Annotated in this window: 14 protein-coding genes; 2 read left to right on the top strand and 12 right to left on the bottom strand. The window is 33.6% G+C overall.

Annotated elements, in window-relative coordinates:
• Positions 1-24: 24 nt before the first annotated feature.
• From LNQ34_RS18145 to LNQ34_RS18120, 6 genes are all read right to left on the bottom strand, one after another.
• Positions 25-675, bottom strand: coding sequence for a response regulator transcription factor (locus LNQ34_RS18145; RefSeq protein ID WP_202704003.1), 651 nt, complete (start codon positions 673-675; stop codon positions 25-27).
• A gap of 90 nt (positions 676-765) precedes the next feature.
• Positions 766-2,517, bottom strand: a complete 1,752-nt coding sequence (locus tag LNQ34_RS18140; protein ID WP_230000742.1) for a sensor histidine kinase — start codon at positions 2,515-2,517, stop codon at positions 766-768.
• A 757-nt stretch (positions 2,518-3,274) separates the two neighbouring features.
• A complete protein-coding gene (locus LNQ34_RS18135; RefSeq protein WP_230000741.1) occupies positions 3,275-4,048 on the bottom strand; it encodes a polysaccharide deacetylase family protein in 774 nt (257 codons plus the stop codon).
• Between the two features lie 152 nt (positions 4,049-4,200).
• The gene (locus LNQ34_RS18130) at positions 4,201-6,612 is read right to left on the bottom strand and encodes an ABC transporter permease (RefSeq protein ID WP_230000740.1); all 2,412 of its coding nucleotides are present in this window, start codon (positions 6,610-6,612) and stop codon (positions 4,201-4,203) included.
• Position 6,613: 1 nt separating this feature from the next.
• A complete protein-coding gene (locus LNQ34_RS18125) occupies positions 6,614-9,037 on the bottom strand; it encodes an ABC transporter permease (RefSeq protein ID WP_230000739.1) in 2,424 nt (807 codons plus the stop codon).
• Positions 9,038-9,040: 3 nt separating this feature from the next.
• A complete protein-coding gene (locus LNQ34_RS18120) occupies positions 9,041-9,754 on the bottom strand; it encodes an ABC transporter ATP-binding protein (protein ID WP_230000738.1) in 714 nt (237 codons plus the stop codon).
• A gap of 280 nt (positions 9,755-10,034) precedes the next feature.
• Here LNQ34_RS18120 and LNQ34_RS18115 point away from each other — a divergent pair, with 280 nt between their 5' ends.
• Together LNQ34_RS18115 and LNQ34_RS18110 are read left to right on the top strand one after the other, a co-directional pair.
• Positions 10,035-11,384 carry a sigma-54-dependent transcriptional regulator gene (locus tag LNQ34_RS18115; protein WP_230000737.1) on the top strand — a complete coding sequence of 450 codons (1,350 nt, stop codon included), beginning with the start codon at positions 10,035-10,037 and terminating at the stop codon, positions 11,382-11,384.
• Position 11,385: 1 nt separating this feature from the next.
• Positions 11,386-12,717, top strand: a complete 1,332-nt coding sequence (locus LNQ34_RS18110; RefSeq protein ID WP_230000736.1) for a sensor histidine kinase — start codon at positions 11,386-11,388, stop codon at positions 12,715-12,717.
• Between the two features lie 1,127 nt (positions 12,718-13,844).
• Here LNQ34_RS18110 and LNQ34_RS23575 read toward each other — a convergent pair.
• From LNQ34_RS23575 to LNQ34_RS18080, 6 genes are all read right to left on the bottom strand, one after another.
• Positions 13,845-14,837 (bottom strand): RHS repeat-associated core domain-containing protein, encoded by a 993-nt coding sequence (locus LNQ34_RS23575; protein WP_346432367.1) that lies wholly within the window; start codon positions 14,835-14,837, stop codon positions 13,845-13,847.
• A 159-nt stretch (positions 14,838-14,996) separates the two neighbouring features.
• The gene (locus LNQ34_RS18100; RefSeq protein WP_230000735.1) at positions 14,997-15,386 is read right to left on the bottom strand and encodes a hypothetical protein; all 390 of its coding nucleotides are present in this window, start codon (positions 15,384-15,386) and stop codon (positions 14,997-14,999) included.
• Positions 15,387-15,388: 2 nt separating this feature from the next.
• The gene (locus tag LNQ34_RS23665) at positions 15,389-16,411 is read right to left on the bottom strand and encodes an RHS repeat-associated core domain-containing protein (protein WP_428979069.1); all 1,023 of its coding nucleotides are present in this window, start codon (positions 16,409-16,411) and stop codon (positions 15,389-15,391) included.
• Positions 16,412-16,567: 156 nt separating this feature from the next.
• The gene (locus LNQ34_RS18090) at positions 16,568-17,029 is read right to left on the bottom strand and encodes a hypothetical protein (RefSeq protein ID WP_230000734.1); all 462 of its coding nucleotides are present in this window, start codon (positions 17,027-17,029) and stop codon (positions 16,568-16,570) included.
• Between the two features lie 2 nt (positions 17,030-17,031).
• Positions 17,032-18,057 (bottom strand): RHS repeat-associated core domain-containing protein, encoded by a 1,026-nt coding sequence (locus LNQ34_RS23660; RefSeq protein WP_428979068.1) that lies wholly within the window; start codon positions 18,055-18,057, stop codon positions 17,032-17,034.
• 232 nt (positions 18,058-18,289) lie between these two features.
• On the bottom strand, positions 18,290-18,880 hold the full coding sequence (locus tag LNQ34_RS18080) for a hypothetical protein (RefSeq protein WP_230000733.1): 591 nt from the start codon (positions 18,878-18,880) through the stop codon (positions 18,290-18,292).

Raw genomic sequence — 18,880 nt, 5'->3', positions numbered from 1 at the left:
AATAGGTTTGAAGTATGTTGTTTATCAGTCCGCATACAAATGAAAAACTTTGATCAAATCGGCCAGATTATCAATTTCAAGCTTTTCAAAAATCCTGTTTTTATAGGTGCTTACCGTTGTTTTCTTAATGTTCAGGTGTTCAATTATTTCGAGGTTACCATAGCCTTTAATTAAAAGCTGTGCCACTTCAATTTCTCTGTTAGACAATACATCTAATGGATTTGTTGGTTTTTTTGAAATATAAGAGTCCAGAATCCTGTCTTTAAGATTCTGTGTAATATACTTTCCGGACAAAATCATCGAACTGATTGCGTTTTTCATTTCTTCCTCCGAAGTTTCTTTGTTCAGGTATCCGGATGCTCCCGCATTCAAATACCGCATTGCATAAATATTCTCATCATAAGCGGAGAAGATCAGTATTTTCACTTCGGGCTGGATGGATTTAATCTCTGTTATGATACTGATACTGTTTCCGTCAGGAAAATTTACATCTAAGATTAATAAATCTATACTCTGTTCTTTTAAAATAGTAAGGGTATCCTTAAAATTTCCGGCTTTATGAATTAAAGCATTCGAAAATAACTCTTTTATCATCAAAGAAACGCCTTGTCGAACCACACTATGGTCATCAGCTACTAAAAAGCTATAGTTATTGGATGGGGATTTCATTTTCATTTACCTAATTTAGGGTTGTTTCAGCGCTTTTCTCTAACTAATTGCCTTTTTACTGTCAATATACAAAAAGTATATTAATTTGGTCTTATTTTAAACTAAACTTATGAAGAGGTTGAAAATAATCGTTGTCCCTTTGCCTTCTTCGCTCTGAACATCTATTTTCCCATCAAACAATTCTACAATTTCTTTACACAAATTGAGCCCCAAACCTACTCCAAGATCGTTTACTTTTCCTGAAACGGTACCCTGATAATAAAGTTCGAATATGTTTTTCAGGTCATTCTTGGCAATTCCAATTCCACTGTCTTCAATTTCTATTTTTAAATTTACTTGCTTATCAGAGGTCTTCTCGAGATCCATCGCAATTTTTATCAATCCATTTTCGGTAAACTTATTCGCATTCCCAATAATGTTATAAAAAAGCTGATGAATTTTTGCTGCATCAGAATTCACTTCAAGATTTGAAATCAGATTAGAATTAACTTCAATCTTATTTCCTTTACTTTCAACCAATGAAGCCATCGAATGAACAATCTGATGAATCTCTTCCTTAAGCAGGAACTTCTTATTGTTCAATTTGGGCTCATAATTTCCGTCTTTCGAATACTCCAGAATCTGATTGGCCAAAAGAAGCAATGAGTTTGTAGTAAACTGAATTGATTTAAAAGTATCTTTTATTTCGGCATCTTTTATAGAAGCACTAATCATCTTACTGTAAATAGAAATAATACTTAAAGGCGATCTTATTTCATGACTGATCATTCCCATAATTCTGTTCTTAAAATTCAGGTTTTCACGGATCTGCATCTGAGCAGTAGTCAGTCTTTTTTCGTATTGGAAAGCCAGTCTCGTGAAGCCGAAAAGCACAAGCGAAACGATAAACATCATCAGGATCAAAATCCCAATGGTATAACTTCTCGCTATTTTATTGGATTCGTACTGCTTTTGCAATTGTTTCTGAGTATTGTCCTGAAGCAATTTCAATGAATTATTGTAATTCGGCATAATCGCCGACTCTAAATTCAGTAATTCGTTATTGAATTCTTTTAGTTTAGCATCCTGATCTTTTAAATTAGCAAATGACTTCTTTAAGTTCTTAAACTGCTCTTCGTAAAATTTATTAGTGGTATTAAACAGGTTCGCAAACTGTTCTTCGATACTTCCGGTAACTACTTTGTTATCGTATTTCATCGTAACCGTAATATTCAGCTTCTCTTTTTGCACATCCACTTTTCCGGCCAAAGCAGCTCCCAATCTTGAGAACAAACCTTTTTTAGATACACTGTCTACGGTCATATAAGAGTCCGTTTTAATGCTGTCTAAGATCTTTTTAAACTCAAACTTGTTTAATTTAAAAGGCTTTGATAAAGCAGTTTTATCGGAATTAATCTGCGACTCAATAATAGAATCTATACTGGATTTTATAGCCTCTACAGAGTGCTCTGACTGATTCTTTTCTTCTAGAATCTTCATGAACGCCTTATTATCTCTGGTAATTAAGCTTAAGCTGTCGATCAAACGACTGATCTCATTTAAAGAAGCGGTGTACTTATTCAGTGATTCTTTATCTCTATAATAGGTATAATTACTAAAACTCTTTTGAGAATCAACAAATGAATTATTTATACCGCTGGTAAAATGCGTTATTCTATTCAATGAATCCATCGAGTTTAAAGTCTTCGACATTTCTGCTTCATTAGACGATTCGTTATACCAGATAACGATAGCAATTATTTGTAAAAGAATAACACAGGCTATTAAAGTGTAGTGAATTATTTTTCTGTGTTTGAACTTTAGTTTAAAAAAACTAAAGGTACTATTTAAGGAATCTTTTCTAATCAAAATTTATATTTTAAAATGATAAATAAAATAATGAGTCACAGAATCAAATCAATAACTCATGCCACTTTTTTAATTAGGTATCGAAAGAACATCCTGAATGATGTACTACATTTTGAATAAATATTGTTCTATAGCAAAAATTAGCAAATACTAATTCTGTTTTTAATACTGATAACAGATCTTATTCCTCTAAGATACTCTTTCTTTGTTTAAAAAACAACAAAGCAGAATACTTCTCTATCAATAGTAACCATAACACAACAGATATTTAAAAGAGATTTGGGGGGATCTTTTTTTTTAGAATAAATGTGTTTTATACAAAAACCTTACTTTATTCTATTTTTTAAATATATAATTGTTTCTATTTTCTTAATAAGTAGCAAAAATAGTATGCTGAAATTAAATCGACTGTAGAACATTTTATAATAGCCTGTAGAACTTGTTCTACAATTTAACTAATAATTAATTCTACAATTTTCCTGATACAAAGATACGATTTTTGAAAAAATATGCCGGATTATTTACGAAATCGTTTGATCGGGAGCTTGTAGCGCACCTCAAATTCACCGGCCAAAACACTGATTTCTAACCTATCACCTCCCTAATTTCGAAAAAAAACAGCTATTCTCACAAAAGACCTTCTCTCCATTTTTAAAGATTGACCTGAGTGAAAAACACATGATTTCTGTCGAAAAAAGAGCTGATCTGAATCTTTCGTTTCAGCAAAAAATTATTGTTATTTAACGTTGAAGAAAATTTATTTGTGCTCGAGCAAACGGTCTAAGTCCGATAAGGTATAAAACTTGAGATCGTTTAACTTCATGTACCTGCAGATAAATTCTAAAGTTTCGATTTTAGTCTGATAATTTTCGGTAACATTTCTAACGGGTTTATGACCACATAAAATCAGGATTTTGTTGTGTTGTTTTGCATAGTGCAATAATTCTAGAAGATACGGAATACTGAAATGAATATGGCTATTGTCGATATCAAAGGCAAATACAATTTTAGAATTGTTAAAATAGCTGTCCTGTTTTTCCGGAAGTTCTCCTCCAAAAGCTCTTCCTCTAATAATTTTAAATTTGGGAGATAACGCTTTATCCAATGCATCAGATCTTAATCCGTATGGATAAGCAAAGGTGGTCATTTTAAAAGAATGTTTTTTCATGGAAGCGATCATAGGGGTAATTTCCTGATCAATGTAAGCATCCATTCCATTTTTATTGACAAATTTAACGGCATTATAGTGATGATAGCCATGTCCGGCTATTTCATGTCCGTATTTTTGCATTTCAAGAAGTTTTTCGATTTGCGGTTTCCCAATCGAATCAATACGGCAGACATTAAAAGTAGCTTTCCAGGAGTATTTTCTCAAAGCCTGATCGGCTTCGGCCCATTCGTCTACATAGGCATCATCAAAAGATAAAATTACACCAGCTTCATAAGCTTTGACGCCTGGATTTTGCTTTTTACTTTCGCAGGAAAATAAGGTCAGACAAAATATAAACAGTACCGATTTAAGGAAAAACATCTTCATAAAATATAGCCTGAAAAATTAAAAAAACACATTCTTTTTTTTACCAATAGAATCTTATTATTTCAAAGATAATTCTTTTTCCCAGTTTTCTGCCATTAAAAAAGCCTTCAAAATGTTCTCACTTTGAAGGCTTTACTTTTTATGATTTATTCGTATTTCAAATATTTCAAAACATCTATTTTGGTTACCTGATAGGCTTTTGCCAACACAATTGATAAGGTTAAAAAGAGCAACAATACAAAAGCAACTATAAAAGGAAGCAAAGGAATTTCAATCCGGAAAGCAAAGTCCTCAAGCCACTTTCGCAATAAAAAATAAGCAGGAATTATTCCGATTGCAAAACCAATCATACAAAAAACGACATATTGTTTCGATAATTCACCGAGTAAAATAGTGGTGTCTGCTCCCAATGTTTTTCTAATCGCAATTTCCCTTACTCTTCTTTCCATTGAAAAAGAAGCTAAAGCAAACAATCCAAAAACGGCAATAAGAATCACAACTCCGTTTAAGAGTGAAAACAGCTGGCTTTGTTTCTCATACATTTTATATGTCCGGGCAAAGCTTCTGTCAACAAAATTGTATTCAAAAGGATATTCTGCATCTACTTTTGTTATCCAAAATTTATTTATAGCCGCAATTGTTTCGGGCATATCTTGTGGTGCGATTTTAACCGAAATGTTAAGCAAATCCTTTTCCATCCATTCGAAAGCTTTGATGTGCATGAAAATCATGGGCGAAATACTATTTTCAAGTCCAAAGTAATTGAAGTCCTTTACCACGCCAACAACTTTTAATTTTCTATCTTCCCAGATGATTTCTTTGTTAATAGGATCTTTTTCTAAGAGTGTTTTGGCGGCAGCTTCATTCAACAAAACATTACTACTACTATCTGATGCAATTTTGCTGTTTAAATCTCTTCCTTTAACTATCCGGATCCCCAAAACATTCATCATCCCAAAGTCAATCGCCATCTGCTGTGTTATCACTTCTTTATTTGCTTTGTAGTGCATGCCTGACCATGAATTAATATCGTTACCGATAGAAAATACCCCTGCCGAAACTGCCTTAACGCCTTTTATTTTCAAAAGTTCCTGCCGTATCGTTTTGTATCTTTCAAATTGATTTCTTCCTTTCTTAGGTTTAAAAGAAATATCCATCACCTGAGCACCTTTAAATCCTAAATCTTTATGAGCCATATAATTAACCTGCTGGTATACTATAATTGAACCAATGATAAAAAATGTAGCAATAGCGAATTGCAAAACCAACATACCGTTTCTAAGCCAGATTCCGTTTTTGCTGCGGGAAAAATTCCCTTTCAAAACCTTCAAAGGCTCGAAGTTGGAGACATACATCGCAGGCAAAACTCCCGAAACCGTAATGACGATTATAAAAATGAAAATTAGCTGTAAATAAAACTGAGAGCCTTCAAGAATCAGCTCTTTGTGCAAAAGTGAATTGTAAAAAGGCAATGAAAGTTCAACAATCACCAATGCCAACAAAAGTGAAAAAAGCGTGATCAGAGTTGTTTCAAAAACAAACTGAGTAATAATTTGCGATTTTGTGGCACCAACTATTTTTCTTACTCCAACTTCTTTAGCTCGCTTTACAGCATTTGCGGTGGCAAGGTTAACATAATTGACAATTGACAGCAGTAAAATAAGAATTGATAATCCCATTAAAATTTTTAAAAACCGAAGATTGGCTCCTCCTTCCGGAAAAGGGTAACTTCCCTGATACAATCTTGTTCCTGAAAACGGAAGTAACTTAGCTTTTTCTACCTCTCCGTACTTTTTCAAATAACCTTCATAAGTGATTCCTTCCGCTTTTGCCTGCTTTTTGACTTTCTTTTCGATATAGATGGTATTCAAATTTTTGAGTATTGCTGTCGTGTCCCTCTGCTTTTTTAACTTTAACATTAATCCATAGCGCAGTCCCCAGCTTTCTCTGTTTTTATCTATTTCGTATTCAATTATAGTTGTAACAGCATTAGGCATTACTGAAGCTTTTTTAGACAATCGGTATACGCCCCGAACAATAAAAATTTTGTCGGCATACTTAACCTGCTTTCCTATTGGATTTTCACTTTTAAACAAGCGGGAAGCTGTCTCTTCAGAAAAAGCGATGCTGTTCCGATCGTAAAGTGCGCTTTTTCCACTGCCGTGAATAAACTCAAAAGGAAAAAAAGAAAAGAAATTACCCTGCCCTGAGAAAATTTTATCGACTACTTCTATTCTACCATTGTACTGTATTGTTTCTCTGGCATAATTGCTTGTAAAATAACAATAACTCTCTAAAGGCGGGCTCATTCTTTTTAAAAGAGGTCCCGGAATAGGCGAATTTACAGCCCAAACATTGCCCCCGCCAATATTGTTCAGGACCGTATAAATTCTATCTTTCTCAGGATTCCACTCGTCATAAGAGTGTTCATCATTCCAATACAGAGTGGCAAAGATCAATCCTGCAATTCCAATACTTAAACCCAAAACATTCAAAGCTGTAAAAAACTTATTGTTTTTGATGTGATAAATAAATATGTTGGTCCAGTTCTTTAGCATGTTATTCGTATTTTAAATATTTCAAAACATCTATTTTAGTAGCCTGATACGCTCTTGTTAGTACCACTACTAAGGTTAGCGTAAGTAAAGCAGTAAATCCAATCACAAAGGGATATACAGAGATATTAATTCTGTAAGCAAAATTCTCTAACCATTTGTTCAACAGATAATATACGGGAAACAATGCTATTAAAAAACCTATAACACTGAAAACCACATACTGCTTACAAAGTTCTTTTAGTAAAACATTGGTTTCCGCACCCAGTGTTTTTCGAATCGCGATTTCTTTCATACGTCGTTCGATAGAGTACGAAGCCAAAGCAAATAATCCAAAGAGTGCAATGGTGATAACGATAACATTTAATAAAGAAAATAGATTTTTCTGCCTCACATAATTACTATACGATCTTTTGTACCCTTTATCGACAAAATCATAGGAAAACGGATATTCTGTATCTACTTTTTTTACCCAAAGATTTTCAATATCGGTCAAAGTCTGCTGCATCGTTTTGGCATCCGCAGTGATATAAATATTATTCAAAAGTTCTGTAAACCAAGGTACTGTTTTAAAATGAAAAAAAGACATCGGAGGAATAGCCTGACCCGGATCCAGCAGATTAAAATCTTTTACAACTCCCACAATAATGGCATCCTGACCATTCCAGTTTATCTTTTTCCCTATCGGATCTTTTTCGTTCAATAACTTGAGTGCAGTCTCATTAATCAACATTGAACTGACAGTATCCTGAGCAAATTTGGGATCCAAATAGCGCCCTTTAACGATTTTAATCTTCAACATTTCCAATAATCCAAAGTCTATTGGTATATTTTCTCCGTCTACACTTTTATCTTTATATTGATAGGTTATAGTCGATTTTGGACCATATCCCAGGACAAAACCGCCACCCGAAACTTCTTTAACCCCTTTGATATGAAGCAATTGATTCCTGATGCTAGTATATCGGTCCAATCGCTCTTTATTGCTGATTTTTTCTCCATAGATGTTCTTATACGAAATGTTCAGAATTTGTTTTCCATTAAAACCTAACTCTTTAGAGTTCATATGTTCTATTTGCTGATACACAATATAAGATCCGATAATAAAGAAAGCGGCCACACTAAACTGAAAAATCAACATACCGTTACGGAGCCAAATACCGTTTTTACTTCGGCCAAAGTTTCCTTTCAACACTTTTAAAGGCTCAAAATTAGAAACGTAAACTGCCGGAAGTATACCGGCCAATACAACCGTTATAAAAAATATAACCATCAGCTGCAGATAAAACTGACTGCTTTGTAATACGAGTGATTTTTCTAAAAAGGCATTATAATACGGTAGCGAAATTTCGACGATAACCAATGATACCAAAATGGCAAACAACGCAATGAGAGCCGTTTCAAAAAAAAATTGTTGAATTATACCATATTTTGAAGCACCTATAATTTTTCGAACTCCAACTTCCTTCGCTCTCTTCACCGCATTTGCCGTAGCTGAATTAACATAATTTACAATCGATAACAGAAGGATTAAAACCGATAACCCTACCATGATAAGTAAAAATTGGAAATTCCCTTTCGATTCTGTCATACCTCCGGTTTTGGTATGCAGACGAACTGAGGCCAGAGACTCTAAACTTGGTTTTACTTCACCATATTTGCGAATAAGTTCCTTAGGAGTAATTCCCTTCTCTTTTGCAAATCGGACCGTCAGGTTTTCAAAATATATTTTTTGGAGATTTTTTGCTACTTGTTTTTGATTCCCCTGCTCTTTCAGTTTCAGTAATAAAACATACTGAAAGTTTCCCCATAACTGAATGTTTGCATTAATTCGCTGGTCCATAAAATTAACAACACAGGAAGGATTATAGGCTGATTTTTTATCCAACTTATAAACGCCTCGTACCATCAAAACTTTCTTCTGTAAAACTACTTTTTTGCCTACAGCAGTTTGATTTCCAAAAAGCTTAAACGCTAAATCCTCCGATAAACAAATACTGTTTACATCCGGTAAAGCTCCCTTTCGACTGCCCTCAGTAAATTCATACGGAAAATAATCAAAGAAGTTTCCTTGGGCAATGGTAATCTTGTCCGATTGTACTTTTTTGTCCTTAAAATAAAGAATGTCATTATCATAACCTCCGTTTAAATAACAAAATGATTCGACTTCAGGACTTGCAGCTTTTAACGCTGATCCTACCGGTGCTGAGCTCGAAGACCAATAGGTCGTAGCATTCATTTTATTGGTTACTAAAAAAATTTTGTCTTTATTAGGGTTCCACTGATCGTAGGATTGTTCATCGTTCCAGTACAAAATAGCAAAAATTAATCCCGCGATTCCAATACTCAAGCCCAAAACATTTAAAGCTGTAAAAAGCTTGTTGTTTTTGATGTGGTAAATAAATATGTTGATCCAGTTCTTTAGCATGATTTAGTTTATTGAATGGTTTACTAAAACATCTACATTTCTATGGTTCATTTTCTCCGAAAGAATAACGCCGTCTTTCATAACAATTGTTTTTTGCGAAAACGAAGCATCATAATCTGAATGTGTAACCATTAGAATTGTCGCACCTCCCGCATGAAGATCTGTCAACAATTCCATTACTTCATTACCATTTTTACTGTCCAGATTTCCTGTAGGTTCATCGGCAAGAATAATTTTCGGATCATTGATTAAAGCCCTTGCAACGGCTACACGCTGTTGCTGTCCTCCCGAAAGCTGCTGCGGATAATGTTTCAAACGATGTGAAATGCCCAATATAGTAGCCATTTCCTGTACTTTTTTCTTTCGCTCTGCTGAGGGAACATTATTATAAATCAGCGGTAATTCAATATTATCAGAGACCGATAATTCATCAATTAAATTAAAATTCTGAAAAATGAATCCGATATTTTCTTTTCTCGCTTTTGATTTTAAATTTTCCTTCAGACCAATCATTTCCTGTCCTAACAGTTCATAACTTCCGCCGGAAGCGCTATCCAATAAACCGATAATGTTTAACAAAGTTGATTTTCCACTACCCGAAGGTCCCATGATCGATACAAAATCGCCTTCGTTTACGGTTAATGAAATTTCGCTTAAGGCTTTTGTCTCTACTTCTTCGGTTCTGAAAATTTTTGAAAGCTCTTTAATTCTGATCATACTACTTTGTTTTTGATGTTTGTTTTTCCTTTTGAGAATTTTATTGCCGAAGTAAAAAACAGATCCTAAATTAAGATAATTGATAAGATAATCTATAAATATCTATTTTTGTTACATTTACCGGCAATAATCATTCTCCTATTTGATGATTTGTTAATAGTAATATGATTTTCGTGCCAAAAATTTAAAATTTATAACTGCCTTATTTTAAATTTTTTAGTATTTAAAAGAATCCGCAAGTGTCCAATAATGGACAGCTTTCGTCCAAAACTGAACAAAAATGAAAAAGACAAATGCCGCAATATTAATCATAGACGATCAGGAAGACATCCTTTTTGCGTCGAAAGTGTTCCTGAAAAAGTATTTTGAAGACATTTATACGCTCAATAATCCGAAAAATATTGTCGAATTATTGTCACAAAAACACATTGATGTTGTTTTGCTCGACATGAATTACAGAATAGGTTTTGAAGACGGAAGAGAAGGGTTGTATCTATTAAAGGAAATCAAAACGCTTTCGCCAAAAACCGTTGTGATTCTAATGACCGCCTTTGGCAAAGTCGAAACAGCTGTTGAAGGTTTAAAATCAGGTGCTTTTGATTATATATTAAAACCCTGGGAAAATAAAAAACTACTGGAATCGGTCAAACAAGCCGTCGACAAATCCCGAAAGGAGCAAAAGAAAACCAGGGATATCGAAATTGAAAATGACTTTTTTATTGGTACTTCCGAAATGATCAAAAAATCCTATTCCCTTGCCGATAAAGTCGCTAAAACGGATGCCAACGTTTTGATTTTGGGCGAAAACGGAACGGGTAAATTTGTTTTAGCACATCATATTTTTAGCCAATCCGAAAGGAAAAACCATCCATTTGTAGCCGTCGATCTGGGAGCCTTAAATTCAAACATTTTCGAAAGTGAACTATTTGGTTATGCCAAAGGTGCTTTTACAGATGCCAAAACCGATACTCCCGGACGTTTCGAAATGGCGCAAAACGGAACTATCTTTTTGGATGAAATTGGGAATGTACCGCTGCATTTACAATCGAAACTGCTACAGGTTATTCAAACCAAAACAGTAACCAGGCTGGGTGAAACAAAGCCAAGACCACTAAATGTCCGAATAATTACAGCAACCAACCTAAATCTTAAACAAGAAGTTACCGATAAAAACTTTAGAGAAGACCTTTATTATCGTATCAATACCATGGAAATCGTTCTGCCTCCATTACGGGAACGTCATGAAGATAAAATTCCACTGGCAGAATATCTTCTCGACAAAATGATTGCAAAATACGACCGAAATGGTATTCAATTTGACAAAAAAGTACTGGAACAAATTGAAAAACATGCCTGGAATGGCAACATCAGAGAAATGGAAAATAAAATTGAACGTGCCGTTATTCTGTGCGAAAACAATAAAATCACCATTTCCGATTTAGATTTAGAGACCATAACTCCCTACGAAGAAAACCCGGATGACATTCAGCTTTCTTCCGTAGAGAAGGCCGCAGTTGAGAAAGCCTTGCTGAAAAACAACAATAATATCAGTAAAACGGCTGAAGAATTAGGATTGTCCAGAGGCTCTTTGTACCGTCGTTTAGAAAAATACAACATCAATATCAACTAATATGTTCAGAACATTTCAAACCTATAAATTGTTGTTTTTAAGACTGATCTTAATTGTTGTGATGATCGAAATCTCCTTGCTCTTTTTTAAGAAAGAGTTACTCTTTACCGGAATATTTGGTCTCTTTATTGTCTTTCTGCTCGTTCGCGAAATGTACTTTTATGTTCGAAATTTTGTTTTACTCTACAACAGAACTATCTCCTCTATACTACAAAATGATTTCGGTTCGGATTTTTCACAACATAAATACAATAAAAACTACCACGAATTATTTCTCCTCTACGATACTCTAAAAAGCAAACAAAACGAACAAATCTCCAAAGACATTGTCTATCGTTCGATTTTAAACACTATTGAATCCGGGATTATCATTCTGCAAAAAGAAGAATTGGAATGGAACATTTTCCTAATGAACGATCATTTTTCTTCTCATTTTAATGTTCCCAAAGTCTCCAAATGGAAATATCTTAAAGACCAATTACCTTCGTTATGTGAAGTTATCGAAGCTGACGATTTTCAGGAAGTCAAAACCTCCTTAGAAATTCGGGTACAAGAGCAAAACATGCAAACCTTTGTGTTGCAGGCTTCGCGTACAGAAGTTTTTGGAAAAGATTACTTTATTGTCTTACTGGATTCGATTCAGAATGTAGTCGAAAAAAAAGAAAAAGATGCCTGGGTAAACTTAATGAAAGTCATTTCGCATGAACTCTTGAATTCGATCACTCCCATTCGTTCTATTTGCCAGAATCTACAAGATCTGGTTGATCAGGATACTATGTCCGCTGAAGATTTGGAAGATGTGAAAAATAGTGTCGAGACCATGTTGAGACGGAGCGATCACCTGCAAAAATTTGTTGAAGGTTATCGAAAATTGGCCATGCTACCTACACCAAAAAAAGAGAAAGCTGACTTACAGCTACTGATGCACAATTGTCTTCAGATTATGGCTCCCCTGTTCAGAGAAAAAGGTATTGAAGTTGTCAACACTATTACTTCCAAACACTGGATTACGATCGATTCACAGCAAATCGAACAGGTTTTTATCAACCTATTGACCAACTGCATCTATGCTTTAAATGATGCCACGGAAAAAACAGTAACGGTGTCGGCAGAGTTTAAAGAAAATAGGGCTTTCATTAAAATCACGGACACCGGAAACGGAATCGAAAAAGAGATTGAGAACAAAGTATTCCTTCCTTTTTTCACCACCCGAACAGAAGGCGCCGGAATTGGTTTAACGTTATCTAAAAATATCATTGAGGCACACGGCGGCTACATCACGCACCGTAATGAAAATGGTAAAACTATTTTTGAGATTTGTTTGCTTGAGTAGTAAATAAATTGTTTAAAAACGAAAATACACAGTTTACCCACTTCCTATTTTTTTCCTTTTCTATTAATTGAATTGGTAATACTCAGAGTAATTGAAACGTTTCTTTTAAATGTTGTAGTAGCTGATATTTTCAATATTCTTACTGAACTTCTTATTCCTAAACCTTCTTTTATTAATTGAATAAAACTTTAACTTATTACTAGTAGCTACATAATCATTATATCCCTTGTGTTTCAATCCAAAAGGATAATAATTATTCTCGTCAATAATGGTAAGAACCTGAGTCACCGGATTTTTAGCATAACTTAATCGTATATTACCTAAGTGATCCTTGTATTGATAGATATATTTATAAGAACTTCCTGAAGGCTCTTACATAACCTTCCACAGTTCGGGGCTTTTATATTCTTTATCGATTTTCTTTGCGTTCACGAGCGGGACGCTCGCGCCAGCGGGGGCTATGTAGTTATTTATTTCTTGAAAATTTATATTTAAAAAATTATATATTATAATGCTTTCAGAAAAAAAATAATTAATGTTATAGCTAAGTCTATAATCATAACCCAATTTTTAATAAACTCTAAAGCATCGTTATCATACTGATAACCAAACAGACAACCGGTTGTAGTAGCAGGTTTACAGGTTTCGTTTACAGTTTTTCAAAGTTTTTGTCTCGCAACGTTGTAAATGTACACAATTGATCTAGGGCTTGCAAAGGCAATTTTTGTTTACCGATATTTCAGGACTAGACATTAGGATTACTACTAATTAGAATTGACAAAATTTTTATATCCATATAAATAATAACTAAACTAAAAATTATTGGTATTATCGCGGAAAAATCGCCTATTGTAATTGAAACTATCTCATAAAATAAATATATGAATGAAATCAAAATCAAGAATAAAAGAGTAACTGCAATTCTTTTCATTATTAGACTTTCTTTATATAAAGAAAAAAACAAAACAATTGCTGATGACAAGTACAAGAGAATAAAGAGTAGATAAACTTGATTATCATGTTTATTCAAGTCGAATTTATGACCTGAAGCACCAAATAAAATAATCATTCCTAATGAGAATATTACTAATAGTACACTAAAAATCCTAATTAATTTCGTCATAATTTTACTGATTTAAATATTTATTAATTTGTTCCATTGCTTTTGCAAATTGATTCTTAGTCATACCATTTGCATCAAATTTTATTTCTTCTTTACCTTCAAAAGCTTTCCAATTACCAGACATAATATTGTGAACCGTAATTGCTGAGTCCGAAATTCTTTGTGCACCTGATGTATCGCCATATCTATCATTCCACAAATGCCCTACACCAACATCTGAACGCCCTTTATGTGCATACGCATCTTGTAGCGCGTGTACACCTTGTCCAAAAGCTTCAATTCCTTTACTATTTGCTTTTAAATCCTTAAGTTGTCCTTCTTCGGCTGATTGGAAAATTTTGTCCCATCCAAATTCCATCCCCCTTTCGGTTGCATCATGAGCCGAAATTGTATTATTGTCTTCTTCCCATTCTGAACGCATAGAATGCCAAATATTATAATTATATCCTTTACCTGTATAATCGGTAACCTGCGAATTTGAAGTACCCGAATAATCAATATATGGCGAATAAAATTTCTGATTAGTTGGATGTGCCATATTATTTGCATTTATGTGGCTTCCTGGATTATCTGCATATACTGATACATAATGCGCTAATAAATTAGCTTGTACTTTTCCTATTCCAGCTGCGGCAAGTGAATTATAAGTCAAATTATAGTGTCTCGTAACTGTCCATTCTCCTTTAACATCAATATTAACAACAGGGTTATTAAGTACATACTGGTATGGTGATATCGGATAATAAGCTTCAGTTTTAGAATCCATATTCATCCACCTCCCAATCGCAGGATCATAATTCCTTGCTCCATAATCGTACATGTTAAGCCCTAGCTCGTCCTGCAGTTCTTTTCCATTGAACTTATACTTATTACTAGCAGCTTCATAATCATTATACCCCTTGTGTTTCAATCCAAAAGGATAATAATTATTCTCGTCAATTATGGTAAGAACTTGGCTTGCTGGATTTTTAGTATAACTCAATCGTATGTTACCCAAATGATCTTTGTATTGATAGATATATTTATAAGAACCTGCAGAAGGCTCTACATAACCTTCGGCAGTTCGGGGCTCTTTTATATTCTCTATCGATTTTCTTTGCGTTCACGAGCGGGACGCTCGCGCCAGCGGGGGACTTCGAACAGCGGAGTGCAGAAATTATTTCTTTTTTAAACCATTAATAATTTCTTGATTATCTAATATAAATTTTTCATTATTTCTGTAAACTGTAATAACTGTTTCTCCTTTTTTCTTTACGATAGAATCTCCAATTTCTATTTTAGACCAAAACTCACCAAATACAGCAACTTTAGTTTCATTTTTTAAATATATCATTGGAGAATTATGATTGTCTTTGTCATAGTTTTTATTAATTACAAATCCTTGATAATTTTCCTCTTGAATATTTTTTAATGAGGTATCAAGTAATTTCTCTCTGTTGTCTAAAATAAAAAAATTATACATGAGAAAAATCACAAATATAATTGTTACAACAGTTAAAATAACTTTTAATTGTTTAGCTGATAACTCAAACCCTTCATTTTTCATTTTTAATTATATTTAAAGATCCATGTTTTTGTTTCACTAGCCATTGCTCCTACACTTAACGAGCTCTTTGAGCCAACGCTTCCTGCTGTATAAGTATATGGTCGTGCATTGTCTTGCGTCACAGTTCCATAATTCGAAAAACTATTTCCCTGCGTTCCGCCTCTTTCAATACTATATCCACCAATAGGAGATTCAATACCCGCGCTAAAAGAATTTCCTTTTCCTGCAAAATCATTAACGGAAAAAGGATTTGAAGCTGTTGGAGTTATAGCTCCTCCTTTAGCACCGTAACCACCACCAAGTCCTGAATTTCCTCCAAAAGAAAAATATAAAGCACTACTACCTGTAGGATCATTTACAATTCCAGCTTCTAAAGAAATTCCTCCTCCAAGTGCTCCTCCCATAGAGATACCTGAAAAAGTTCCATCTTTATGAGCAGGATTTACAATAGTTGTACCCCCTTCAGTTTCAATCTTAGTATCAGAAAAAGTAACATTTTGATTATTTCCATCGGTAACACTACCATCATTGTGATATGTATATGAATAACGACCATCAGCCTTACCATCACTCATACTCATAGTTTTAGTACCTTCTTTTACTATATTAACATCATTTCCATATGCGGCTGTGGCTTGTTCTTGCGTTTTAACACTCGCATCAAAGAAAAAAGTACTTTTACCGTCTTTTCCTTTTCTTTGTATCCAATCATCAGGTGCCATTCCATCAGGATCAAGAAAATATACAGGATTATTAAATGCATAGTTATAAGGTGAGTGTCTTCTCATTTGCTCCGCTAACGGATCAACGTTCATCCACCTACCAAGCGCAGGGTCATAATTCCTAGCTCCATAATCGTAGAAGTTAAGCCCCAGCTCGTCTTGAAGCTCCTTTCCATTGTACTTATACTTATTACTTGTAGGTACATAATCATTATACCCCTTGTGTTTCAATCCAAAAGGATAATAATTATTCTCGTCAATAATGGTAAGAACTTGGGTTGCCGGATTTTTCGTGTAACTCAAACGAATATTACCTAAGTGATCTTTGTATTGATAAATATATTTATAAGAACTTCCTGAAGGCTCTACATAACCTTCGGCAGTTCGGGGCTTTTATATTCTTTATCGATTTTCTTTGCGTTCACGAGCGGGACGCTCGCGCCAGCGGGGGGTTGTATGTTAAAAGTTATTCAAATTGATGCTTTGATTGTCTATACATGAAGCCATAATTGAATCATTTGTTATAACAAAATCATCAAATATTTCAGGTAAATAAAACTCATTTAAAATTTCAAAATTATCTATCCTTAGTTGAATTACTTTTAGTTCAGAAGCAATATAAATCACATTACCGATAACAATAAAATTAATAAAGTAGTCATCTAATTCTATTTTATATATAATTTCTTTTTTTTCACTATCTACAATAATAAAATTAAAGTCAACTCCTAAACCAAATCTCATCGAATCAATCTCTTTTACAACAGGCAAAATAAAATCTCCTCTCCAACCAAATTGAAAAATACATCCATTCGATTGAATCTCTCCGAAATTATCATCTGATATTTTCTCGAATAAAACAATAGAATTTTGCTTATTTTTAAATTCAGCTTTCTTTATTCTTTCAAATTTAATATTCATATTTAATGTTTTAATTTAGGAATAATAGTTGTTACAGCTGGAGTAGCATCCATATTGCCCGCTTTATAGAAAAAGCCTACATTTAACGCATGCTCACCAACTTGTACCTGTTTTGTTATTGTTGTTCCATGCGGAGTAAACTTCGTGCTTATTTCAGTCCCAGAAGAAAATGCTTTATTAAACATTCTTATCAACGCACCTTTAGAAGCTAAGCCCATTTCTTTTAAATCACTCAAATTCTGCAAAGACCTTCTCATATTATCAGGTGAAGAATTAACTTTTCCAAAGAAATAATCAAACTTTTCTGCCGCAACAGTATAGCCTTCTGGTGCAAATTTTGCAAAACTTCTGGTATTTGATATTCCTACACCCGTCGCACCTAAGCCTAATTCGTAAAGCTCTTTGATAGGTTCCATCTGCCTAGCCCAAATATCACCTGCACCTATACTCGAATGAGCTTCACTATAATCCGTTGCCCATTGACTAGCATTATCTGCCATCTGTCTAGCATCGTTACCAAAAGCATTATCAACCCATTTACTAGCTGAGTCCGCCATACTTCTAAATTTATCTCCCCAAGAACTTCCTTTTTTGGGTGGGTCAATATCATTGGTATGACTTGCAATAGCCACATTAGCATCTACTTGTTCTCCCGTATCCTTATTTTTGTAAATTCCTTCATCCCAATCATAATAATTTCCAGATTGTCCAGCTTCAGCTTTTCTACCATCTGGGTCTATAAAAAATACTGGATTATCAAGTGCATAAGTATATGGAGAGAATCTTCTTGATATTTCTGCTAATGGGTCAATATTCATCCATCTCCCAATCGCAGGATCATAATTCCTTACTCCATAATCGTACATGTTAAGCCCCAACTCGTCTTGGAGTTCCTTGCCGTTGTACTTATACTTATTACTAGTAGCAACATAATCATTATACCCCTTGTGTTTCAATCCAAAAGGATAATAATTATTTTCTTCAATAATAGTAAGAACTTGGGTTGCCGGATTTTTAGTATAACTCAATCGTATGTTACCTAAGTGATCTTTGTATTGATACACATATTTGTAAGAACCTGTGGAAGGCTCTACATAACCTTCAGCAGTTGGGAAAAAGCCACTCTGAATAAGGAATGGATTTTAGTTGGTTTGTGGGTGTTAAGTCAGGAAACATTCCCATAGCTTTCATAAAGAACTACTCGGAGTATTTTATGAATATTCAATTAAATCAGAAGTATAAAAGGAAATGCTACTTATTTTAATCTTTAGGAATTGATGATACTTCCATAAAATGATAAAAACTTGAAATTACTTCTTTTTCATTTTTATTATCTAAATCAGATATAGTCGTTATTATATCAAAGTATACATTATAACTATCTGAACTTGATAAACTACCCCAATCTTGTGAAATTTTATTTGTTACATACTTATTAAATAATTTATTTGTTTTTGAATTTTTGTAAAAAAACTCTAAATAATCCACATTTTCACTTTTATCAATAGCATTATCTATTTGACTTTTTATCTTAATCCACCTGTTTATTTTCTCATTAAAATTAAGTTCGATAATTTTTTTATTAATTTCAATTGTAAATGAATTTGGACTTAGTTTTAAATTTTCTTCAATTACTTCATCTAAATCTATTGGATTGATAGTATCCAGTTTTACAAATGCTGTAATAGATTTGTCCATTTTGTTCATAAAATAAAAAGCCTTTACTCTATTTACGGTTAAAACATCAACTTTGCTACTATTTATTAGCGCTTTTTTTGAATTATGATTTTGTGAGTTACATGAATTTAATAAAATAATAAAAATAAACAATAATGATTTTTCTATTTTCAT

It is taken from the genome of Flavobacterium lipolyticum (assembly GCF_020905335.1).
Taxonomy (GTDB): Bacteria; Bacteroidota; Bacteroidia; order Flavobacteriales; family Flavobacteriaceae; genus Flavobacterium; species Flavobacterium lipolyticum.
The sequence above is the reverse complement of the archived record's forward strand: the minus strand, read 5'-3'. Positions and strand labels throughout refer to the sequence as shown.